General features: G+C 66.4%; 23 protein-coding genes. 8 read left to right on the plus strand and 15 right to left on the minus strand.

The window, feature by feature from the left end:
- Positions 1–2: 2 nt before the first annotated feature.
- The 6 genes from EV641_RS09025 to EV641_RS09045 all read right to left on the minus strand — a co-directional run bounded on the left by EV641_RS09025 (position 3) and on the right by EV641_RS09045 (position 6,648).
- Positions 3–590 (minus strand): glutathione S-transferase family protein, encoded by a 588-nt coding sequence (locus tag EV641_RS09025; protein WP_132471547.1) that lies wholly within the window; start codon positions 588–590, stop codon positions 3–5.
- Positions 587–1,249 (minus strand): Rieske (2Fe-2S) protein, encoded by a 663-nt coding sequence (locus tag EV641_RS29430; protein WP_054719381.1) that lies wholly within the window; start codon positions 1,247–1,249, stop codon positions 587–589. Before EV641_RS29430 ends, EV641_RS09025 begins: the two co-directional genes overlap by 4 nt.
- Positions 1,246–1,521, minus strand: coding sequence for a hypothetical protein (locus EV641_RS29180; protein WP_158289140.1), 276 nt, complete (start codon positions 1,519–1,521; stop codon positions 1,246–1,248). Before EV641_RS29180 ends, EV641_RS29430 begins: the two co-directional genes overlap by 4 nt.
- Before the next feature lie 209 nt (positions 1,522–1,730).
- Positions 1,731–4,445 carry a molybdopterin cofactor-binding domain-containing protein gene (locus EV641_RS09035; protein WP_132471548.1) on the minus strand — a complete coding sequence of 905 codons (2,715 nt, stop codon included), beginning with the start codon at positions 4,443–4,445 and terminating at the stop codon, positions 1,731–1,733.
- Entirely contained in the window at positions 4,442–5,269 is an 828-nt protein-coding gene (locus EV641_RS09040; protein ID WP_241996987.1) for an FAD binding domain-containing protein, read from the minus strand. Before EV641_RS09040 ends, EV641_RS09035 begins: the two co-directional genes overlap by 4 nt.
- 5 nt (positions 5,270–5,274) lie before the next feature.
- Complete coding sequence (locus EV641_RS09045; RefSeq protein WP_132471550.1) at positions 5,275–6,648, minus strand: 8-oxoguanine deaminase; 1,374 nt, start codon at positions 6,646–6,648, stop codon at positions 5,275–5,277.
- A gap of 141 nt (positions 6,649–6,789) precedes the next feature.
- Here EV641_RS09045 and EV641_RS09050 point away from each other — a divergent pair, with 141 nt between their 5' ends.
- Complete coding sequence (locus tag EV641_RS09050) at positions 6,790–8,274, plus strand: PucR family transcriptional regulator (protein ID WP_132471551.1); 1,485 nt, start codon at positions 6,790–6,792, stop codon at positions 8,272–8,274.
- Here EV641_RS09050 and pucL read toward each other — a convergent pair.
- From pucL to uraD, 3 genes are read right to left on the minus strand one after another with little or no spacing between them, the layout of a single operon-like run.
- A complete protein-coding gene (gene pucL / locus EV641_RS09055) occupies positions 8,256–9,176 on the minus strand; it encodes a factor-independent urate hydroxylase (RefSeq protein WP_132471552.1) in 921 nt (306 codons plus the stop codon). The two genes, EV641_RS09050 and pucL, sit on opposite strands and share 19 nt — an antisense overlap.
- 2 nt (positions 9,177–9,178) lie before the next feature.
- The gene (gene uraH / locus EV641_RS09060) at positions 9,179–9,505 is read right to left on the minus strand and encodes a hydroxyisourate hydrolase (protein ID WP_054719836.1); all 327 of its coding nucleotides are present in this window, start codon (positions 9,503–9,505) and stop codon (positions 9,179–9,181) included.
- Entirely contained in the window at positions 9,502–10,008 is a 507-nt protein-coding gene (gene uraD / locus EV641_RS09065; protein WP_241996988.1) for a 2-oxo-4-hydroxy-4-carboxy-5-ureidoimidazoline decarboxylase, read from the minus strand. The genes uraH and uraD overlap by 4 nt, the downstream gene beginning before the upstream one ends.
- 264 nt (positions 10,009–10,272) lie before the next feature.
- Between uraD and EV641_RS09070 the strand changes: the two genes are divergently transcribed.
- Entirely contained in the window at positions 10,273–10,665 is a 393-nt protein-coding gene (locus EV641_RS09070) for a hypothetical protein (protein ID WP_054719840.1), read from the plus strand.
- A gap of 103 nt (positions 10,666–10,768) precedes the next feature.
- On the opposite strand, the gene EV641_RS09075 is transcribed toward EV641_RS09070, so the two are convergent.
- On the minus strand, positions 10,769–11,659 hold the full coding sequence (locus EV641_RS09075; RefSeq protein WP_132471553.1) for a sigma-70 family RNA polymerase sigma factor: 891 nt from the start codon (positions 11,657–11,659) through the stop codon (positions 10,769–10,771).
- Positions 11,660–11,737: 78 nt separating this feature from the next.
- Between EV641_RS09075 and EV641_RS09080 the strand changes: the two genes are divergently transcribed.
- A complete protein-coding gene (locus EV641_RS09080; RefSeq protein ID WP_054719337.1) occupies positions 11,738–12,199 on the plus strand; it encodes a carboxymuconolactone decarboxylase family protein in 462 nt (153 codons plus the stop codon).
- 71 nt (positions 12,200–12,270) lie between these two features.
- Here EV641_RS09080 and EV641_RS09085 read toward each other — a convergent pair whose 3' ends face one another.
- Positions 12,271–13,968: a fumarate hydratase gene (locus EV641_RS09085; RefSeq protein WP_054719339.1), complete on the minus strand. Its 1,698-nt coding sequence runs from the start codon at positions 13,966–13,968 to the stop codon at positions 12,271–12,273.
- 219 nt (positions 13,969–14,187) lie between these two features.
- Between EV641_RS09085 and EV641_RS09090 the strand changes: the two genes are divergently transcribed.
- The 4 genes from EV641_RS09090 (at position 14,188) to EV641_RS09105 (ending at position 17,224) form a co-directional block, all read left to right on the plus strand.
- Positions 14,188–14,937, plus strand: coding sequence for a CPBP family intramembrane glutamic endopeptidase (locus EV641_RS09090; RefSeq protein WP_132471554.1), 750 nt, complete (start codon positions 14,188–14,190; stop codon positions 14,935–14,937).
- A gap of 117 nt (positions 14,938–15,054) precedes the next feature.
- Positions 15,055–15,465: a YciI family protein gene (locus EV641_RS09095; RefSeq protein WP_054715327.1), complete on the plus strand. Its 411-nt coding sequence runs from the start codon at positions 15,055–15,057 to the stop codon at positions 15,463–15,465.
- A gap of 2 nt (positions 15,466–15,467) precedes the next feature.
- Positions 15,468–16,700, plus strand: coding sequence for a sigma-70 family RNA polymerase sigma factor (locus EV641_RS09100; protein ID WP_132471555.1), 1,233 nt, complete (start codon positions 15,468–15,470; stop codon positions 16,698–16,700).
- On the plus strand, positions 16,700–17,224 hold the full coding sequence (locus EV641_RS09105) for a 2'-5' RNA ligase family protein (RefSeq protein ID WP_054715330.1): 525 nt from the start codon (positions 16,700–16,702) through the stop codon (positions 17,222–17,224). Before EV641_RS09100 ends, EV641_RS09105 begins: the two co-directional genes overlap by 1 nt.
- Positions 17,225–17,242: 18 nt before the next feature.
- On the opposite strand, the gene EV641_RS09110 is transcribed toward EV641_RS09105, so the two are convergent.
- Positions 17,243–17,458 carry a hypothetical protein gene (locus tag EV641_RS09110; protein WP_054715336.1) on the minus strand — a complete coding sequence of 72 codons (216 nt, stop codon included), beginning with the start codon at positions 17,456–17,458 and terminating at the stop codon, positions 17,243–17,245.
- A gap of 88 nt (positions 17,459–17,546) precedes the next feature.
- A complete protein-coding gene (locus tag EV641_RS09115; protein WP_132471556.1) occupies positions 17,547–18,323 on the minus strand; it encodes a helix-turn-helix transcriptional regulator in 777 nt (258 codons plus the stop codon).
- 87 nt (positions 18,324–18,410) lie between these two features.
- Here EV641_RS09115 and EV641_RS09120 point away from each other — a divergent pair, with 87 nt between their 5' ends.
- A complete protein-coding gene (locus EV641_RS09120; protein WP_132471557.1) occupies positions 18,411–18,749 on the plus strand; it encodes a DUF1330 domain-containing protein in 339 nt (112 codons plus the stop codon).
- On the opposite strand, the gene EV641_RS09125 is transcribed toward EV641_RS09120, so the two are convergent.
- Positions 18,750–19,319 (minus strand): mismatch-specific DNA-glycosylase, encoded by a 570-nt coding sequence (locus EV641_RS09125; protein WP_132471558.1) that lies wholly within the window; start codon positions 19,317–19,319, stop codon positions 18,750–18,752.
- Positions 19,320–19,328: 9 nt separating this feature from the next.
- Entirely contained in the window at positions 19,329–20,723 is a 1,395-nt protein-coding gene (locus EV641_RS09130; protein ID WP_132471559.1) for a carotenoid oxygenase family protein, read from the minus strand.
- Between the last annotated feature and the right edge of the window lie 69 nt (positions 20,724–20,792).

Raw genomic sequence — 20,792 nt, forward strand, 5'->3', positions numbered from 1 at the left:
AGTCAGGGGAAGACGGGAATGCCGGGCATTTCGACGAACCCGGGGAGTTGCTTGATGAGGCGCATCCAGCGGCGGAGTGCAGGGTATGCGTCGTGATCGATGCCGATGTCCCGGCTCAGCGCGGCAGCCGGGTAGACGGCCAGGTCGGCCGCAGTGGGCCGGTCTCCGGTGAGCCAGTCGCCGTCAGGACGCGAGACGGCGAGGTGGTCGTCGACCTCCTGGAGCACCGTCCGGGCAGCGTTATCGTCGATGGGACCTGTGGTGAACAGTGACCTTTCGCGACAGGAATACACCTGCTCGAGTGGTTCGGATGCGAACCGCAGCCACCGATCGTCGGGTGGCGTCCACACGGTGCCGGCGACGACGTGCTCGAGGATCGTCTCCATACCGACAAGCACCTGTTCCCCGGTTTCGAGTACCGGCAGGACACCGGTCGGAGTGAGTTCGCGGTATCGACCTTCGAGATGCTTCGCGCCCGGGAGCACGTCGACAGGCACGGTGGTGTGCTCCAACTCCATTAGCGACAGCGCGAGGCGCACCGAGTAGCACCTTGGATCGAGTGGGAAGTCGTGCAACACGGGGTATGTCATAACTGCACCGCCTCGGCCGTCGCGGTCACAAAGTCTCGAATATCATGCAGGCGACGTACCAGACGGGACACGGTCTCGACAGGAGGGTTCCCGACTGCGACGACATGCACTGCCGTCGTGGTCTCGTCGATCTCCTGGATGCCGGCGCGGATCTCCACGCCGTCGATCCGCCCCGCGGCGACGTGCCTGTCGAGGACGAGATCGTCCACCTCCGAGCGGAGCCGGTCGATCACGCGACCGGTTCCGGCGGTGATCCACACCGACCGGATCGGTTCCGTTGCGGCCTCGAGGGCGGGACGTTCGGGGAGGGCGGTGTCGCTGGAGTCGGCCGTCGACACCCAAGCGATTCCGCTGTGCTCGACAGCCCGATAACAGACGGGCGACACGGTACTCGGCGGGGTCATCTTCGGGTGGGCCGGCACGTGCCGGCACGCGCCCTCTCCGTCGAATTGCCAACCATGATAGAGGCATACGAGTCTGTCTCCGCGGACGAATCCGAGGCTGAGGCGCATTCCCCGGTGCGGGCATCGATCCGCCCACGCGTGCAGCGCGCCGTCGGCGCCGCGCCACAGTGTCACGGGTGCACCGTTCACCGCGGTGCCGGTTGCGGAGCCGGGTTCGATATCGCGGGTGAGAGCAACGGGAACCCACGGGGTCACGGCGCTACCTTTCTCTCGGGCGATGTGGACTGAGGGGCTGTGCACTCGAAGACGACGTTGTCGCCTGGTGCAAGTGCGCAAGCAGCTTCGAGGGCGCCCACGAGGTCGGGGTCGCCGCGCGTGTGGAGCGCGATTCGATGTTCCGTCGCGGACAGGACGGTTGCGTGCACCTGAAGTTGTTCCGCTCGTGCAGCAATGAATGTGTTCATGACGTCGGGGTCGAAGCGTCCCACCAACTCGAGGGTGGGTGGGAGCATTGCCGAACAGGTCATGTGGTCCTCCGGAGACGCGGGGTGGTCGTCTGGGACGGCCCTCACACCCGTCTCCGGAAAATCCTCCTCCGGAGGGGAGCTCCGGATCGTTCACCGGCGGAGTCCTGACAGACAATCGCGCGGGCGGACTGCATCGGTTCGAATACCGTTGCAGGAAATTATGTTACACGTGAATCGGTGCGATTCGTCCGGACTGTGTCAACGTTGAGTTACGACTGTGTGGCATTCTGCAGCAGTCGCCACACGCGGTCGCGGGAGAGCGGAAGCTCGTGCGGACGCACACCGATTGCGTTGCGGACGGCGTTGGCCAGCGCGGGCGAGATCGGATTGAACGGAGCCTCGCTCATAGACTTCGCTCCCATCGGGCCGAGTTCGTCGAATGTGTCGGCGAAGTACACCTCGGTGCGGGGAAGGTCGGCGTATTGCGGGATGTGATAGTTCCGCAGCACGTCCGTCGTCACCCGCCCGTGCTCGTCGGTGATCAGCTCCTCGAACATCGAGACACCGATCGCCTGCGCGACTCCGCCTTCGATCTGCCCACGGCACTGTTCCGGATTGAGAACGGTGCCGGCGTCGGCGGACTGGATGGAGCGGAGGATGCGAACCTCACCGGTGCGGACATCCACCGCGACCCGGAAGGCCTGGACGTTGAAACACAACGAGCGAGGAAGGCCGCCGTGGCGGCCTTCGCCACGCAGACGGCCGCCCGATGCGTCGAGCAACTCGGCCGGCGTGACGAGCGTGTCGCCGCACCGCACGCCGTCCGGGGTGAGTTCGGCAGCGTCCGGGTCGGTGCCGGTGAGTTCGGCTGCGGCCTTCGCCATGCGGTGATGCAATTCCCGTGCCGCCGCCAGCAGGGATTTCGCTGCAACGACGGTACCCGCGGAACCGAACGCGCCGGTGTCGTGCGTCGTGACGTCGGTGTCGGATTGCCGGATCTCGACGCGGTCGGGGACGGTACCGAGTTCGGTGGCCGCGATCTGCGTATGCACGGTGGTGGTGCCGTTACCGAATTCCGCGGTCCCGACGTGAGCGACGAACCGCCCGTCGGGGAGCAGTTCGATCGACGTGTCGGCGATGTGCCCGTTGGGTGGGTTGGTCGCGATCATCGCGAGAGCCATCCCGTCGCCGATCCGCCAGTGGTCGCCCACGGGCGCGGGCGCGCCACCGCTCCTCGACATCGCGCGCTCGGTGAGGTCGAGGCACTGATCCAGCCCGTAGCTGCCGTACATCAGGTCGGCGCCCTCCGGGTGGGCCGCGACGAGCGGATCGCCCGGGACGACGATGTTCCGGCGCCGGAGTTCGTAGGGGTCCACGCCGAGCTTCACAGCGAGTTCGTCCATCGCCGACTCGACCGCGAAGATCACCTGCCCGAGCCCGTAGCCGCGGAACGCTCCGGAGGGGCGGTTGTTCGTGTACACGGCGTGGGCGTCGACCCGCTTGTTCGGGGATCGGTACACCGCAATGGATTCGGTGCAGCCGTGGAACATCACGCCGGCCGAGTGGTTGCCGTAGGCACCGGCGTCGGACAGGACGTCGATTGCGAGGGCAGTGAGGATTCCGTCGGATCCCGCAGCGAGGGTGACGCCGACGCGCATGGGGTGCCGGCACGGTGCGATTGTGAGCTGATCGGTCCGGGTGAACTCGAATTGCACGGGACGGCCGGTGCGCAACACCGCAGCGGCGACGACGTCTTCGACGAGCATCTCCTGCTTGGCTCCGAATCCGCCGCCGACCCGGGTCGCGAACACCCGGACCCGGTCCCGGGCGAGCCCGAAGATGTGGCACAGTTCGTCGCGGACGAGAAACGGGACCTGTGTCGAACTGCGGATGACGAGCCGTCCGTCGTCATCGAGGTATCCGATAGCGCCGTGTGTCTCGAGATGTGTGTGTTGCACACGATGGGTATCCCACCGACCCTGCACCACGACCTCCGCAGCTGCGACTGCCGTGTCCACGTCCCCGGTCTCACCGTGGAGTTCGGCGACGAGGTTGCGGCCGGGATCGGCGATGCGCGACTCGGGTCCCTTGTCGGCGTGGAGCAGCGGCGCCCCCGGACCACGTGCAATGTCGGGGTCGAGGACGAACGGCAGTTCCTCGTAGTCGACCCGGATCAGCCCGATCGCCCGCTGCGCGACGGTGGTGCTCTCCGCGACGACCGCAGCGACCCGCTGTCCGCGGAACCGCACGATCCGGTCGAACAGATAGGTGTCGTCGGGGTCGTCGTCGCGCAGTTCGTGCCGCGCTGTCGAGTACGCGGTCGCGGGAGCATCGCGGTGATACAGCACCGCGTGCACGCCGGTAAGCGCCTCGGCCGCGGCCGCGTCGACCGAGAGGATGCGGGCATGCGGATACGGGCTGCCGAGCACGGCGATGTGCAGCAGGCCTTCGATCTGCGTATCGAGGGTGTAGCGCTCGACTCCGGTGACGACTCGGGCCGCGGCGGGCGCACGCTGCGACCGGCCGCACGACGCCCCCTCGACGACCTGTTCGGTGTTCCGGGTACCGCGCAACGCGTCGTCGATCGAACGATAACCCGTGCAGCGACACAGGTTGCCTTTCAGCCGGTTCGGCAGGTCATCGAGGTCGTCGTCGGTGAACGTGGATGCGGTCACGATCATACCGGCGGTGCAGAACCCACACTGGAAACCGGCGGCGTCGACGAACTTCTGCTGCATCGGATGCAGGTGGTCGAGGGTGCCCAGACCCGACACGGTCGTCACGTCGTGCCCGTCCGCACGTGCCGCGGGATAGATGCAGGAATGGACGGGCTCGCCGTCGACGAGGACGGAACATGCGCCGCAGTCGCCGGCGTCGCAGCCCTTCTTGACCTCGAAATGCGTATTTTCCCGCAGCAGTGTGCGCAGGCATTGGCCGGGACGAGGCTCGGTGTCGAGTTCGGTGCCGTTGACGGTGAATTTCACGCCGGGTACTCCCTGTTCGACAGTTCGATACGGACCTCTTCGGCGAGTACAGCGGTGACGGCCTGTCTCCAGTCGGCAGTTCCGTGCGAGTCGGAGTGGTAGGCATCGGCCGGGACGAAGCGAGCAAGCGCCTCCGACATGTCCGGCTCGGACGGGAGTTCGTGAAATTTCAGGACGTACGGCCGCACGGTCGAGGCGGTCACCGACAGCGCAACCCCGCCGTTCGTGTCGCGGCGTCCGATGACGATCGCACCCGAGCGGCCCAGCGGCGACAGAGCGATCTTTCGGAACGCAGTGGGGGCTTCGAGCGCGGAGAGCGGGACGCGGATGCTGCGCAGCACATCGCCGGGGGCGAGCACGTTGGTCGCGGATCCGGTGACGAACTCGGTGATCGGATAGAAGTTTTCGCGTCCATCCGAGGTCCAGACCACCGCGGTGGCGTCGAGCGCCGCCGCGAGCGAGATCATCGCACCCGCCGGGAAAGACAGGCAGATGTTGCCACCGACCGTGGCCCGCTTCCAGATCTTCCACGACGCGAGCAATGCCTGCGCGCACTGCCGGAACAGCGGCGCGGCCCGCCACCGCTCGGTGGTCGAGAGGACCGACAGGCGTTCGACCGTGCACGTGGCTGCGATCTCGAGGTGGTCGGCGGTGAGCGTCACTGCGGGCCAGTCGAGTCCGGTCAGATCGACCAGCCTGTGCAGATGCAGCTGGGGTTCGGAGAACATCCACGTCCCCCCGGCGACGAACGCCTCACCGGGCCCGATGGCGAGGTCGCCTCGTTCGTGAGCCAGGTCGTACGCGGTGATCGTGTGGAGATCCACGGCACTCACCCCGCTTTCGCGACGAGCTTGACGTGTTCGTCGGCGACCTGCCGGGCGACGACCTCTTCGTCGACGGTGCACACTTCGTTGCGGCGCACCACATCGCGACCGTTGACGAGTAACAGTTCGAGCGGCGGCCGACTACCGAGGACGAGCGCCGCGACCGGGTCGGTGATTCCCGAATGGGCCAGACCGTCGATGCGCCACAACGCCAGGTCGGCGAGCTTGCCGACCTCGATCGACCCGATCTCGTTCTCACGGCCGAGCACCTGTGCACCGCCGAGGGTGGCCAGCTCGAGGCTCTGCCGCACTGTCATGGCTCGCGGGCCGCTGCGGGCACGGGCGAACAATGCTGCGTGGTGGGCTTCTTCGAGCATGCAGCACGACTCGTTGCTTGCGGCACCGTCGACGCCGAGTCCGAGCGGAACACCCGCTGCATAGAGATCTGCGGCGCGCGCGATGCCGGCACCGAGACGCGCGTTGGACGTGGGGCAGTGCGCGGCGCCGGTACCCGACGCGGCCAGCACACCGATGTCGTGGTCGTCGAGATGTACCGCGTGTGCGTACCAGACGTCCGAGCCGGTCCAGCCCAACGACTCCATGTACTGCACCGGCCGGCACCCGAACTTCTCGAGGCAGAAGTCCTCCTCGTCGAGGGTCTCGGCGAGATGGGTGTGCAGCCGGACCCCGAGATCGCGCGCGAGCAGCGCCGACTCGCTCAGCAGATCGCCGGTGACCGAGAATGGTGAGCACGGTGCGAGAGCGATCCGCAGCATCGAATCGAACGACGGATCGTGCCAGGTGTCGACGGCCTCGCGGCTGCCCTCGAGAATGGCGTCGAGTTTCTCCACGATGTGATCCGGCGGGAGACCGCCGGCGCTCTCTCCGAGATCCATCGAGCCGCGGCACGGGTGGAATCGGATGCCGACCTCGGCTGCCGCGGTGATCTCGGCGCCGAACACGTCGCCACCGTCGCGCGGCACGACGTAGTGGTGGTCGGTACTCGTGGTGCACCCGGTGCGGACGAGGTGCGCCAGCGCGCCTTTCGCTCCGACGTACACGGCATCGGCGTCGATGCCACCCCAGATCGGGTAGAGCGTGGTGAGCCATTCGAACAGCGTGTGGTCGACCGCGAGCCCGCGGGTGATCCATTGGTACAGGTGGTGGTGGGTGTTGATCAGGCCGGGAGTGAGCACGCACCCGGTGCCGTCGATAATCTGCGCATCGTCGTAACCGACCGGCTCGCCCTCGCCCACCGCGACGATGCGGTTGCCTTCGATCACGACGTATCCGGTGCGGTATTCGGCCCGTGAGGAGTCCATCGTCACGATGTGCGCACCGCGGATCACACGCTGCGGTTCGGTGGGGTTCGGATGCATCGTGACTCCTCGAAACTCGTCGGAGCCTCCAGTCAACGCCGCCCGAGGCCGAAACCTCTCCGGCAGCACACACGAAACGCTCCGGAAATCTTGCGCTCCTACTGTTCGATCATCCAAGACGATCAACGGGAGGTGAACAGCATGCTTCTTCACGATGTGGTCAACGTCCCGGACCTGGGAATTCGGGTGCTCCACGGCGACACCGATGCGCTCGCGCGGCCGGTTCTGAGGGCGTGCACGACCGACATGCCCGATCCCACGCGCTATGTGACGGCCGAATCGCTGGTGTTCACGGGTCTGGTGTGGCGTCGTTCGGCGGAGGACACCGACCTGTTCGTCAAACGTCTGGTCGCGGCGGGCGTCGCGGCGATGGCCGCGGGTGAAGCCCTGCACGGCGGGGTGCCCGACGATGTCGTCGATGCGTGCGTTCGGCATCGGTTGCCGCTGCTAGCGGTGCCCGACCATGTGCCGTTCAGTCGGGTGATCGAACACATGACCGGCCGGATGGCCGGGGCACGCATGGACCGTCTGCAGACGGGACTCGCGCGGCAACGGCAGTGGCTCTCTGCAGTCGCCGACGGCCGTCCCGTCGAGGAGTTACTCGATAGACTCGCGCAGCAGTTCGGGGTGCAGACGTGGCTGATCACCGCGACGGGAGTGACGGTGACGTCCACCCCATTGCCCGACGACGCCGTCCTCGACGGCATCACCGCGACTGCGCTGACCGCCTCACGGTTTCCGGCCGCGACACCCGACGGGTTCACGATCCTGCCGGTGGGCCGGGGTCTTGTGGACCGGCTCGACTCCTGGTTTCTGGTGATCCGGAACCGGGACGTGCGCACGGAGGTCGGGTCCGAGTGCGTCGAGGCATTCGGTGAGCTCGCGACGGTGGTCGCGTTCGACAGGGTGCGCCGCGACGAGCGACGTCGGGCAGCGTGGGAGATCGCCGAGCATTCGGCTCTTGCCGTACCGGTGGGGGAACGGGTTGCTGTGGTCGCCGAGTCCGAGGGCCACATCCCTACGGACATGCTTCGCGCGCTGGTCGAGGACGTGCTGGGGCCGTGCGTCACCTCGGTGGACACGTCGGGGCGCGTGGTCGCGCTCACCGGTGGCACGGAGGAGACCATCGCTGCGCTGCTGCGGCGGCGCCTGGGCCGGTTGACGCCCGCACTGCGGCACGACCGCGTGTTCGTCGGGGTAAGTGACCGCTGCACCGGGGACAACGTCGACGGCGGAGTCCGGGCTGCAACTGCGGCGGCTGCTGCGGCCCGCAACCTCCCTGACACGGTCTCGGTGCGCCGCTCCGAACTCGATTCGGCTCTCGGCCTGATGTCGACGTTGCCCGCCGACCTGCTTCGCTCCTATGCAGACCGGATCCTCGGTGAGGTCATCGAACACGACCGTTGCACCGACGCCAGGCTGCTCGAGACCCTCGAGGTCTTCCTGGAGTGCGACGGATCGTGGCGGCGAGCCGCCGATCGGCTGCATGTGCACCTGAACACCGTGCGGTACCGCATCGGCAGGGTCGAGGCGCTCACCGGACGTGATCTCGGCCGTACCGGCGATCGCCTCGACGTCTACTTCGCGCTCCGTTCACGGGGCGACTGTCACACGGCGCCCGTGTAGGGCTCCCACGCGATTCCGGCATCGGGTGCGTCCTCGCGCAGCACGCTCGCCTGGATCAGGCCGTACGGCCGGTCGTCGGCGTGGAAGACCTCGTTGTTGTTCTCGACTCCGAATCGCGCGAGGTCGTAGACGAGGTGGTGCTTGTTCGGTGCCGACAGCCGGATCTCGGCGATGAACGGGTACTTCTCGAGTACCGTACGACCCATCTCGAAGAGGGTCTGCTGCAAAGCCCTCGACTGCAACGTCGCGAACACCTCGAGCATCGTCGCTCTAATCCCGTCGTAGGTGACGTCCCAGTCGGCATAGGAGGTCGTGAAGCGCCACTGTGCCACGAGACTCGTTGCCATGACACGGTCGTGTGTCGGTTCGAGAACGGTGTAGGGGTCGGTGAGGAAGCCCGCGAACTCCGAACCCGTGGACTTGAGAACGATGAGATCCTTCAGTCCGCCGATCACCCATTCCTTGCGGTCCGCGCCGGAGCCCTGCACGGTGATCGCGGCGGTGCGCACCTCGGATCCCTTGCGGGTCCACGTGTGATTGTGTCCGGCACCATCGACGACGACGCGCTCCCACGTGTATTCCTCGATCTCGATGCGCGCGGCCTCGACCGGGTCGACGTCGTCGACGAAGTGTCGTGCGAGGGCGAGGCCGTAGTCCTCGATGAAGGTGACGCCCTTCTCCTTGGCGTAGGCGTAGATGGTCTGCTTCTGGGAATCGGTGGGCAGCACTGTGGCCTGATCGCCATCGAGGTGTGCCGCATCGAAATCGCCTCGCAAGCAGGACGACACGTTGAGGTCGCGGATCTCGTGGCGGGGGGTGTCGCGCACGATGCGCACCACGCGATTCTCGGCCTTGCCGTAGCGGTGCGGGCCCAGGACGATCTTGCCGGTCAGTTCGGTCATGCTCAGCTCCCGCGGTAGGTGGAGTACGAAAACGGTGACAGGAGCAGCGGCACATGGAAGTGGCTCTGCCCGTCCGGGATACGGAAAGTGATGCTCACTTCCGGATAGAAGTTCTCGACGGCGCGGACGGCGAACCAGTCGCCGGTCGCGAAGGTGAGGGTGTACGTCCCCGTGGGGAGGGGAGATTCGGTCACCGAAGTGATCCGGCCGTCGTCGTCGGTGACACCGGCGCCGAGCACCGCTCCGTCGGAGTCGGTGAGCGTGACCTCGAGTCCGGTCGCGGGTGCGCCGGCGGTGGCGTCGAGGACGTGGGTGCTGAGCGTGTTCATTCGGTGCCTTCCGATGTGTCGACGATCAACCGTTCGAGGCGCAGGCAGGTGATGTCGGTGAGGGCGGAGCGGACCTCGTGCTGCTCGGCGTCCGGCTCGTTGTCGAGTCGACGTTCGAGAATCTCGAGCAGTTCGGCCGCCGAGCGTCCGGCGGCGCGAACGAGGTAGACGTGCCCGAACTTCGCTTCGTACGCGCGGTTGCCTGCGGCGATCCGCTCGAGGAGATGGGCATCGGAGGTCGCCACGGCGGCCTGCTCGCGTCGTGATTCAGCGTTGTCTGCGCGTTCACCGATCCGCGGGTGACCCGCGAGCGCGTCGTCGAGGGCGGCACCGGTGAGCTGTTCGAGAGCGGTTTTCGCTGCGACGATCAGCGCCGATCGTGATTCGTAGGGTCGGGTGGCAGCGACTGTGTGTGCCCAGGATGGGCTGGAGCAGCACTCGAGCAGTACTGCTGTGGCTGCATCCTCGGGCAGCGCGTCGAAGTCGGTGATCGAATAGTGCACGGAACCTCCCCTCGCGGTGCTCGTCGGTGTGTCCATCATGTCGGCGCGGGGGAGTCTCGCGCAGCAACACCGAATACAGAGTCGGCGCTCGGGCCGGGCGCGGTATTTGGACCATCCGCCAACGTCCGACGTCGACGTGACGCATGCCTCGGGTCGTGTGATTGCGACAAACACCTTTTTCTGGAATAGTTCCAGTTATTGGATTGATTCCAGAAAAAGCCCGGTCGGAGTACGATGGCCGGAGAAGCGCAAGGAGAGATTCGCATGTTCACCGCCGACCGTTCCCGCACCGTGACACTTCCGCCGCTGGTGCTCGGCGGACTGCGGCCGCTCCATCGTCAGATGCTCCGAAGCAACGTAGCGTCCGCGTCCTTCGAACACGACGCCGCCGGTGCCGAATTCGAAATCTGTTTGACCGAGTGCGAACACGGACCCGAGTTGCTGGTGAGCTCCCGTAGGCACGGAATCGGATTCACGCTGGCGATGACCACGCACTTCCGCGTGGCGCCCGCGCTGAGCGTCGACACCTATCGCCGGCTGTGCGAGATCCTCGCTCCGGGTGAGGAACCCGCACCGACTGTCGTCGCAGACTTCCTGCAGAGTGTCGTCGCGCAGTCGCCGGCTGTTCTGTCCCGCACGCACTCCTGCGCGGCCTGACGGGCGCTCGTTCCCGCGACCTTCCCAGCTTCCCGCGCGGGTAATTGCTGTAGCGGGAAGCGAATTCAATCGCGGGAAGGGGTCGCCTGAGAAACCGGGGTGATCAGAGTAGAACGACGTCGAGCGTTCCGATCGACTCCGGATCGCCCACGACATCGAGGGCGACGATCCGCCCGTCGATCACGGAGAATCGGAACACCGTGCGCAGTGCCCCGCTCGGCGCCCACGCCGCACCCGCCCGGCCGTCGATCGTGGCAGGTGCGGCGCCGCGCGCTCGACCCCGGAACGCATCTGCCACCGCGACAGCACCGTCGAGCTCGGCAACGATCTTCGGGCCTCCGAAAGCCGCACCGATCTCCGCCCCCTCCACGGCCACTGTGTCGGCGCGGAGTGTCACGTTCGGATCGAGAACCTCGAGCAGGTCGTCGAACCTTCCTTCGCGTGCGGCGACGAGGAACGCGTCGACCACCCGACGTGGGTTCCTGCTCTCCGAATGATCGGCGGATGTACCTCGGACCCGGCGTCGGGCGCGGCTGGCGAGTTGCCGCGTCGCGGCGGGGGAGCGGCCCACGATCGGGGCGATCTCGTCGAACGGCATCCCGAACATGTCGTGCAGTACGAAGGTGAGGCGTTCGGCGGGGTTCAGAGCCTCGAGGACGACCATCATTGCGATCCCGATCGAATCGGCAAGTACTGCTTCGTCTTCCGGAGCTGGTGAGCTGTTGTCCCGTGAAGCCGGTTCTGCGGGCTCGTCCAGGATGATCTCGCGGCGCGCCTTGCGCGACCGCAGCATGTCGAGGCACACGCGACTCATCACCGTGGTCAGCCACCCGCCGAGGTTCTCGACGGCGTCGGCGTCGGAGCGGCTCAACTTCAGCCATGTCTCCTGCACCGCGTCATCGGATTCCGCTGTGGACCCGAGCATCCGGAAACCCACTGCGCGCAGATGCTCGCGGTGGGTCTCGAACTGCTCGGCCAGGATGTCGTCGCTCATGGTTGTCACATTCTCTCGTCGCGCTCCGTCATAAGGATGACGAACGGACCGAATCCGATGTGACAGGAGAGAGTAGATATGAAGGCACGAATGAACCATCCCGCATTCGTACTCCCGGGTACGCTCGACGCACTGCAGGCGCTGTCGAAGACGCTGGAGGACACCGGGCTACCGGACAGCACCGTGCATCTGGTGCATCTGAGGGCGAGTCAGATCAACGGCTGCAGCTTCTGCGTGGAGATGCACACGAAAGAGGCGGTGGAGGCCGGGGAATCCGTGGAGCGGCTGTTCGCGGTTTCGGCGTGGCGCGAGTCGCTTCGCTTCAGCGCCGCGGAACGCGCCGCGCTGGCACTCACCGAAGCCGCCACCCGGATCGCGGATCGGTCGGAGGCGGTGTCCGACGAGGTGTGGGATGCCGCCGCCGACCACTACGACGAGAAGCAACTTGCCGCGCTGATCATGCAGATCGCGACGATCAACGTGTGGAACCGGATCAACGCGACCATCCAGCAGCCGGCGGGTGCGGCGCCCGGCGAGTAACCGGCCGGACGACGAAGCGGTCCGGCACATTCACTGCTGGACCGCTCCTCGCGTTCGGATGCGCTGGGTGTCTAGAGACCGGGTCGCTTACCCACCGTGAGGGTGACCTCGCCGGTGTGGGCGAAGAAGTCGTTGCCCTTGTCGTCCACGACGATGAATGCCGGGAAGTCCTCGACGTCGATCTTCCACACGGCTTCCATTCCGAGCTCTTCGTACTCGACGACCTCGACGTTCTTGATGCAGTCGAGCGCGAGACGCGCGGCGGGTCCGCCGATCGAGCCGAGGTAGAAGCCGCCGTGGGTGTTGCACGCGTCGGTGACCTGCTTCGAACGGTTGCCCTTCGCGAGCATCACCATCGAACCGCCCGCCGCCTGGAACTGCTCGACGTACGAGTCCATGCGACCGGCGGTGGTGGGGCCGAACGATCCGGACGCCAGACCCTCGGGGGTCTTGGCCGGGCCGGCGTAGTACACCGGGTGATCCTTGAGGTACTGCGGCATCTCCTCGCCGGCGTCGAGGCGCTCCTTGATCTTGGCGTGGGCGATGTCGCGGGCCACGACGAGCGGGCCGGTCAGCGACAGGCGCGTCTTGACCGGGTGCTTGGACAGCTCCGCGAGGATCTCCGGCATCGGCTTGGTCAGATCGATCTTGACCGCCGCGCCATTACCGGTGCCCGAGACGCCGGAGGTCTCGGCGTCGAGCTGGCTGTCGGTGACCTCGGGCAGGAACTGGCCGGGGTTGAACTCGAGCTGTTCGAGGAAGACTCCCTCGGGGGTGATCTTCGCCTTGGCCTGACGGTCGGCGGAGCAGGACACCGCGATGGCGACGGGCAGCGACGCGCCGTGGCGGGGGAGGCGGACGACGCGGACATCGTGGCAGAAGTACTTACCGCCGAACTGCGCGCCGATGCCTATCTTCTGGGTGAGTTCGAAGACCCGCTTCTCGAGCTCGTGGTCGCGGAAGCCGCGGCCGGTGATCGCGCCCTCGGTGGGGAGCTCGTCGAGATAGTGCGCCGATGCGTACTTCGCCGTCTTGAGTGCGAACTCGGCGGACGTGCCGCCGACGACGATCGCGAGGTGGTAGGGCGGGCAGGCCGCAGTGCCGAGCGACCGGATCTTGGCCTCGAGGAACTGCATCATCGAGTCCGGGTTCAGGATCGCCTTGGTCTCCTGGTACAAGTAGGACTTGTTGGCCGACCCGCCGCCCTTGGCCATGAACAGGAACTTGTAGGAGTTCTCGTGGCCCTTCGCGGTGTCGGCGTACAGCTCGATCTGCGCGGGGAGGTTGTTGCCCGTGTTCTTCTCCTCCCACATGGTGAGGGGAGCGTTCTGTGAGTAGCGGAGGTTCAACCGCGTGTATGCGTCGTACACGCCGCGCGCGATCGATTCTTCGTCGTCGCCGGGCGTCAGGACGTGTTGTCCGCGCTTGCCCATGACGATGGCGGTGCCGGTGTCCTGGCACATCGGCAGTACACCCGCTGCGGCGATGTTCGCGTTCTTCAGGAGGTCGAGGGCAACGAACTTGTCGTTGTTCGACGCCTCGGGATCGTCGAGGATGCTTGCGAGCTGCTTCAGGTGATCCGTGCGCAGGTAATGCGAGATGTCGTGAAGCGCGGTCTCGGTGAGCAGCCGCATCGCCTCGGGTTCGACCTTCAGGAAGGTGCGTCCGTCAGGCCCTTCGACGGTGGACACCCCCTCGCTGGTCAGCAGCCGATATTCGGTGGGGTCTTCCCCGATCGGCAGGAGGTCCTCGTAGAGGAAGTCGGCCATTGTTTCTCCTGAGAAGAGGCTGAGGTTCGCTAAACAGATTAGTCGCGTCAACGCAAGGCCTTGACAACGGGGCGTGTGACGCATCCCTCGGGCTCTCGAATCGTGACGTGCATCACGGGAGTGGAGACGTCGGTTCCGTACACTGAAGGAGATGTTTTCGAGCAACCCGCACGGCACCACCCGTTCCCCTGAAGTACACCTGGCCGAGGGGGTTCGCGCGTGACCGTCGAAGCCGAACGGATCGTCCCGCTCGTCCGACGGATTCCGCAGTTCCATGCGTGGGTCGACGTCTCCGTCGTCGTTGCAGTACTCGTCGCCACGAACCTCGTCGCGCACTTCACCACGGTATGGGCGTCGATCGCCACGGTGCCCATTGCCGCAGGTGTGCTCGTCGCGATCATGCGGCAGCGCGGCATGCACTGGAACGAACTCGGACTGTCACCGCGGCAGTGGAAGCGCGGCACGCTCTACTCGGTGGGCGCGATCGGACTGGTCCTCGCTGTGGTCGCCATTGGGATCGCATTGCCGTTCACCAGGCAGTTCTTCCTGTCCGAACGGTACGCGACCGTGTCCGGCGCACTGGTCGCGTCGATGATCATCATCCCGTTGCAAACCGTCATCCCCGAGGAACTCGCGTTTCGCGGTGTCCTGCATGGCACCCTCGAACGTGTGTGGGGAGCCCGAGGTGTCTTCGCGGTCGGGTCGCTGTTGTTCGGGCTGTGGCACATTGCGTCGTCGTTCGGGCTGACCGCGGGCAACGCGGGACTGAGCGCCTTCCTCGGCGCCGGAATCTGGGCGCAACTCGCTGGGATCGCCGGCGCCGTGATCGCGACCGCAGCGGCAGGGTTCGTGTTCACCTGGCTCCGCCGGCGCAGCGGCAGCATCCTCGCACCGATCGCGTTGCACTGGTCGCTCAACGGCGCCGGGGCGCTCGCGGCTGCACTGGTGTGGCACGTGTCCGTGTCCTGATCGGCCACGAAGTTCTCTCCGTGCGCCGATAATTCTCCGTGGGATGTCCGGACCCGCCCGCCGGCTCCGACGTATCCGATGCAGCACCCATCCGGGTGCCACGGAGGAGGAACGGCCATGAAATTCATGATCCAGAGCTATGCCACCCAGCAGGAATACGACGGCATGGCAGGTAAGGACACCGACACTCCCGCGTGGTCGCAGGACGACTTCGCGGCGATGGTCGAGTTCATGACGACACTCAACGCGGAACTCGAAGAATCCGGCGAACTCGTGGAGACACGAGGTCTGGCGGCGCCCATCCACACGCGACGTATCGGACCGGGCGCACTCGTGACCGACGGCCCCTACGCCGAGACCGAGGAAGTGCTCGCCGGGTACTGGATCGTCGAGTGCGACAGCTTCGACCGAGCCACTGAGATTGCGATGCGGCTCGGTGAATGTCCTGCCCCGCCGCACGTCGTGGACACCGCGTACGCCGACGTCCGTCCCATCGACGAAGGCCCACCTCCGGGGCCTGAACTGTAGAGATGCGCGACGCCGTGATCGAGGACCTGCTGCGCTCGTCGGCGCCGCAGATCCTCGGTGCGGTCGTGCGACGGTTCGGGCACTTCGATCTCGCCGAGGACGCGGTGCAGGAAGCGCTGCTGGCGGCCGCCACACAGTGGCCGCGCTCAGGTACTCCCGACGACCCGCGGGCCTGGCTCGTCACCGTCGCGTCACGACGCTTGACCGATCTGTTGCGCAGTGAGCAGGCGAGGCGACGTCGCGAGGAGGAGGTAGCCCAGTGGGTCCCGTCCGACGGCCGGCACGCACCCGGCGCCGACGTACATCCACAGGTGGACGACACGCTCGTTCTGCTGTTTCTGTGCTGTCACCCGTCGCTGACACCGGCGTCCCGGATCGCGCTGGCGCTGCGTGCTGTCGGGGGCTTGACCACACGTGAGATTGCGCGGGCGTTCCTGGTCTCCGAAGACACCATGACCAGACGGATCACCCGAGCCAAGAAATGCATCGAGACCAGCGGCGAGCCGTTCCGTATGCCCGTACCCGAGGAGCGCGCCGACCGGCTGGCTGCCGTCCTCCACGTGCTGTATCTGGTCTTCACCGAGGGCTACTCCGCGACTGCCGGCCCGCACCTCGTCCGCCTCGACCTGTCCTCCGAAGCGATCCGGCTCACCCGCATCGTCCGTCACCTGCTGCCGTCCGATGCGGAAACCGCGGGTCTACTCGCACTGATGCTTCTGACCGACGCGAGGCGTAAAGCTCGGGTCGGTGCCGAGGGAACACTGATCCCGCTGGCGGAACAGGACCGTTCGCTATGGGACCGCGACGCCATCGAGGAGGGAACCGCACTGGTGACGGAGGCGCTCCGACGTGGAGACGCCGGGCCGTATCAAGTGCAGGCTGCGATCGCGGCGTTGCACGCTCGCGCTCCGCGCGCGGACGAGACCGACTGGTCGCAGATCGTGAGGCTCTACGAAATCCTGCTGCGCATGTCCGACAACCCGATCGTTGCGCTCAATCACGCCGTCGCCGTCGCGATGGCTCGCGGTCCCTCGGTGGGTCTGGATCTTCTCGCGCGACTCGTTGCCGACGATCGTGTGTCGGACGATCGACGATTCCACGCGGTGCGGGCGCATCTCCTCGAGATGACAGGCGACGATGCGACTGCGCGTGAGGAGTACGACGAGGCGGCCCGGCAAGCCACAAGCGTTCCCCAGCAGCGGTACCTGCGCGCGCGAGCCGAACGCCTCGGCTGATGGCACTCGCCGTCTGCCTCCTCTTCGACTCCCGTGCCGACCGGGCGGTGCGGACACTGTGGGGCAGGCTCGAGGACGCCGGCATCCCGACGCTGCTCACGCACACTCACTGCAGGCACGTGCCGCATCTGTCGTATGCGGTGCTGCGGACCTACGACACGGACCGAGTCCTCGCCGTGCTCGACGCGCTACCCGAGGCCGACCCGATCCCACTGAGGCTCGATGCCGTGGGCCTGTTCCGCAGGGGCCGGGCATCTCTGATCCCGGCGCCGACCGCGGATCTGCTCGTCCGGCAGGAACGCGTGGTGCGTGCGGTGGAGGGCATAGGCGCCGAACTGCACCGCCACTATCGGCCGCGGTCGTGGACGCCGCACTGTTCGCTGAGCCCGAGGACCCGGCGCGACGAACTTCCGCGGTTGACCGCCGCCGTCTACGACGTGCTGCCTCTCGAAGCCACCGTGGTCCGTGCAGCACTCATCGACACCGTGACCGGCGAACACCGTCGGTTACGGACTCTGCCCTGACGATCTACCCGGGCGAGGTCAGTCGTCCGGGTTCTCGACCCAGTGCCCGTACGGTGGCGGTCCCTCGCTCTGGATCTGGATGCCGAACACCGGCGAGTGCTTCCACACATACCCGTGGAGCACGTGCTCTTCGGACGAGGACTTGTTCGTGACCACGATGTCCCCGGTTGAGCGTTCTTCGACGGCGTATCCATCTTTCCGCCCGTCGATCACCCACCACTTCGCAGTGCTCATGATCGGTCGCCTCCGGATCAGTTCGAACAGCTTCATCTCGAACCGTACGCCCGTGTGGACCGGTGAGAACAGGGTTCGCGCTACGCGCTCAGCCGTGCAGAGCGGCGGCGGTCGCGTCGTCGGCCGGATAGAACGCTTCGATCGCGAGTTCGGAGACCGTCACGTCGAGCGGCGTCCCGAACAGGGTGGTGGTGCTCAAGAATGACAGCTCGCCGTCGTCGGTGCGTATCCGCAAGGGAACTACGAGCGAATGAGAATCCGCCGGCTCGTCCGGGTCGTCGCACGGATAGCCGGACAGTTCGTCGTACAGGCGCAGGAGAACGGGGTCGGCGGTAGCGCCGATCTGATGACGGAGCCGGACCAGCACGTGTGAGCGCCACTGCCCCAGATTCGTGATCCGCGGGGCCAGGCCGTTCGGATGCAACGACAGGCGCAGCACATTCACCGGTGGTTCGAGCAACTCCGGTGAGCAGCCCTCCACGAGCGCTCCGATGGCGTCGTTGGCGTCGATCATCGTCCAGTGCCGATCCACGACCAGCGCGGGAAACGGCTGGTGTGACCGCAGGATTCGCGTGATGGCGTCGGACACCGCGGACATGGGTACGTCGCCGAGTCGATGCTCGGGGTAGGCGGGTGCCAGGCCCGCGGCTATCAGGATCGAATTCTGCTCGCGCAGGGGTATTTCCAGCTCCTCACAGATCTTCAACAGCATGTCGCGGGACGGGTGTGACCGGCCGGTTTCGACGAAACTCACGTGCCGCGCAGAGATGCCCGCACGACTCGCGAGCGTGAGTTGGCTGAGTCCTCGACGTTCTCTCCAGTGTCGGAGCATCGCGCCGGCCGGTTCTGACTGCAGCGTCGTCATGCGTCCGACATTAGAGGTGCGAGGGAAGTGTCGCCATTACCTCACGGGTAATCGAACTATCGCACCCGAAGGCGCAGAGTCGACGGCATGAGCGCATACGCAATCGCACACCTTCGTTCCGTCGACTTCGGAGCGGACATCATCCGATACATCGAGAAGATCGACGACACCCTCGTTCCTTACGGCGGCCGATTCCTCGTCCACGGCGTAGACCCCGAGGTCATGGAAGGACCGTTCCCCGGGAATGTGATCGTCATCGAATTCCCCGACATCGAGCGAGCCCGCCGGTGGTACGACTCACCCGGGTATCAGGAGATCCTCCCGCTCCGCACGGAGAACTCCGACGGTGTCGCCGTCCTCGTCGAGGGGACGGCAGACGGTTACCGCGCGACCGAATACCTAGCGAAGGTGACCGGGCGCGCCTGATCACTGCGCGAGGATGCCTGCCGCCCGAGCGGGCGCTGCATACGCCTCGGCCAGGGAGTCGACGGTGTCGTGCGCATTGAGGCCGCTCGGATTGGGGACCACCCACAGCGGAACGCCGACGATCGTCTCCTCCTGCGCGCCGGAAACGGCTTTGCGTCGCCCGAAGGCTGCGCGGTACGCGGTGATTCCCGCAACCGCGACGACGCGGGGATGCCATCGCGTGACCACCTCTCCCAATCGCTCAGGGCCGGCACGCAATTCGTCGGTGGTGAGTTCGTCCGCGCGCGCCGTTGCGCGGGGTGCCAGATTGGTGATGCCGATACCGCGCTCGAGCAGGTGCGCGGTATCGGCTTCGCCGAGGCCGGATGTGGGGTCGACGGCGCGGGTGAGGATGCCGGCCCGCAGCAAAGCAGGGTAGAAGCGGTTGCCCGGTCGCGCGAAATGGGCTCCGGTCGCGGCTGTCCACAGTCCGGGATTGATGCCGACGAACAGCAGACGGCAGCCGTCGCCGATCAAGTCGGGGACGACGGTATCGCGGAAGGACTCGAGCTCGGCGCGTGTGAAACCCACATGCTCACATTAGGAGATCTCGGGTAGCCACGCTCCGTGCAGCCCCGAGGGCACCCGGATCGGTAGCTGTACCTGCGCCACCGGACCGGTTGCGGGATCCTCGGCCGGGAAGATCAGGAAACGACTGGTCATATCGGTGCGGTCGGTGGCGATCGTGCCCCAGTAACCCGGTCCTCCGGACGAGCTCGACAGGTATGCGGGTTCGCCGACGGAGTAGTTGCCCGCGTCCCACGTCGTATCGGTGCCGGCGACCACGTCGAACCAGCACAGTGCGTCCGCGTCGCCGGGCGGGATGTGGCGCTCTCCGGTCTTGCCGACCGTCGCCACCGTCCGGTGCTCGCCGGTCAGGAGGCGGTCGTCGACGCGGGGGAACTCGATGGTGCGTTCGACGAACGGCGTCCGGGTGACCCCGGAGTCGGAGATCACCGCGCGTGTGAGTGAACCGGGGTTCGGCTCGTTCGACTCGATGATTCCGCCCGGATACCGCCATTCGACGTAGTCGAGTGTGACATCGCCGTTCGGCATGTCGAAGGCGTTGGCCGTGTGCCAGACCCAGAACGTGTCGGTCGTGTGCCAGCGCACCGGGCTGCCGTCGCGGGGGATGAGCGCGATTCGGGTGCCGAGGTCCGGCAGCCAGGTCAGTGGCGAAGCACCGGAGAAGATCCGCTCCATCTGGAACACACATGGGGAGAGGATGAGCACGATGTAGCGCGACGTCAGTGCCATGTCGTGGATCATCAGAGGTCGGTCGGCCCCGGCGACGGGCGTCGGTGGGCGTATGACCGTGCCCTCGGCGTCGATCACCGACCAGGTGAGATAGGGCGCTTCGAACATGTAGCAGAACGCCACCATCTCGCCGGTGTTCGGGTCGACCTTCGGGTGGGCGGTCAGACCGACGGGCAGGCCACCGTCGAAGGTGTCGCGGGCGAGTGTTTCGAGCTCGGAGCCGAGTGTGTACGGCGGCGCGCCCTCTGCGAGTGCGAACAATTTGCCGCCGTGCCGGATCACGTTGATGTCGGGGAGTTCGCGCATGGTGTTCGCGAGGTCCGGGCCCACCTCGTCTGCGGGCGGGAAGTACGGGTCGGTGATCCCGGCCCACAGCGCCCGCCCGGCTTTCTCCTCCGCGACCACGTTGGGAGTGCGGACGAACCTGTTGGTGTACCGCACTGTGCCGTCGCTGATTTCGACGCGGTGCACCATTGCGTCGCCGTCGAGCGGATAGACGTAGGTGCCGATCGGATCGAACCTCGGGTTCGGCCCGTTCCGCAGATAGCTACCGTACAGATCCGGTGGCAGCTCACCGGATACCGGGAGGTTCGCCACGTCCACTTCGTTGCGTTGCGGGGCGAACACCCCGCTCAGGTAGGGGTTGTGGGCCATATCGACCGGTGCGGGGCGATTCACGGCCGGCCCGCAGACCTCGTGGGAAGCACGGCTTCCATCGTAGGGCGCGCGGCAGGTGCCCGCGCCGAA

Source organism: Rhodococcus sp. SMB37, from assembly GCF_004345605.1.
Taxonomy (GTDB): Bacteria; Actinomycetota; Actinomycetes; order Mycobacteriales; family Mycobacteriaceae; genus Rhodococcus.

Coding starts and splice junctions, on each gene's coding strand:
- pucL (WP_132471552.1), bottom strand. CDS start 9,176: ATGACCGAACTGACCGGCAAGATCGTCCTGGGCCCGCACCGCTACGGC.
- EV641_RS09095 (WP_054715327.1), top strand. CDS start 15,055: ATGAAATTCATGATCCAGAGCTATGCCACCCAGCAGGAATACGACGGC.
- uraH (WP_054719836.1), bottom strand. CDS start 9,505: ATGAACACGCTCAGCACCCACGTCCTCGACGCCACCGCCGGCGCACCC.
- EV641_RS09110 (WP_054715336.1), bottom strand. CDS start 17,458: ATGAGCACTGCGAAGTGGTGGGTGATCGACGGGCGGAAAGATGGATAC.
- EV641_RS29180 (WP_158289140.1), bottom strand. CDS start 1,521: ATGACCTGTTCGGCAATGCTCCCACCCACCCTCGAGTTGGTGGGACGC.
- EV641_RS09050 (WP_132471551.1), top strand. CDS start 6,790: ATGCTTCTTCACGATGTGGTCAACGTCCCGGACCTGGGAATTCGGGTG.
- EV641_RS09045 (WP_132471550.1), bottom strand. CDS start 6,648: ATGCATCCGAACCCCACCGAACCGCAGCGTGTGATCCGCGGTGCGCAC.
- EV641_RS09100 (WP_132471555.1), top strand. CDS start 15,468: ATGCGCGACGCCGTGATCGAGGACCTGCTGCGCTCGTCGGCGCCGCAG.
- EV641_RS09105 (WP_054715330.1), top strand. CDS start 16,700: ATGGCACTCGCCGTCTGCCTCCTCTTCGACTCCCGTGCCGACCGGGCG.
- EV641_RS09085 (WP_054719339.1), bottom strand. CDS start 13,968: ATGGCCGACTTCCTCTACGAGGACCTCCTGCCGATCGGGGAAGACCCC.
- EV641_RS09025 (WP_132471547.1), bottom strand. CDS start 590: ATGACATACCCCGTGTTGCACGACTTCCCACTCGATCCAAGGTGCTAC.
- EV641_RS09115 (WP_132471556.1), bottom strand. CDS start 18,323: ATGACGACGCTGCAGTCAGAACCGGCCGGCGCGATGCTCCGACACTGG.
- EV641_RS09080 (WP_054719337.1), top strand. CDS start 11,738: ATGAAGGCACGAATGAACCATCCCGCATTCGTACTCCCGGGTACGCTC.
- EV641_RS09120 (WP_132471557.1), top strand. CDS start 18,411: ATGAGCGCATACGCAATCGCACACCTTCGTTCCGTCGACTTCGGAGCG.
- EV641_RS09075 (WP_132471553.1), bottom strand. CDS start 11,659: ATGAGCGACGACATCCTGGCCGAGCAGTTCGAGACCCACCGCGAGCAT.
- EV641_RS09070 (WP_054719840.1), top strand. CDS start 10,273: ATGTTCACCGCCGACCGTTCCCGCACCGTGACACTTCCGCCGCTGGTG.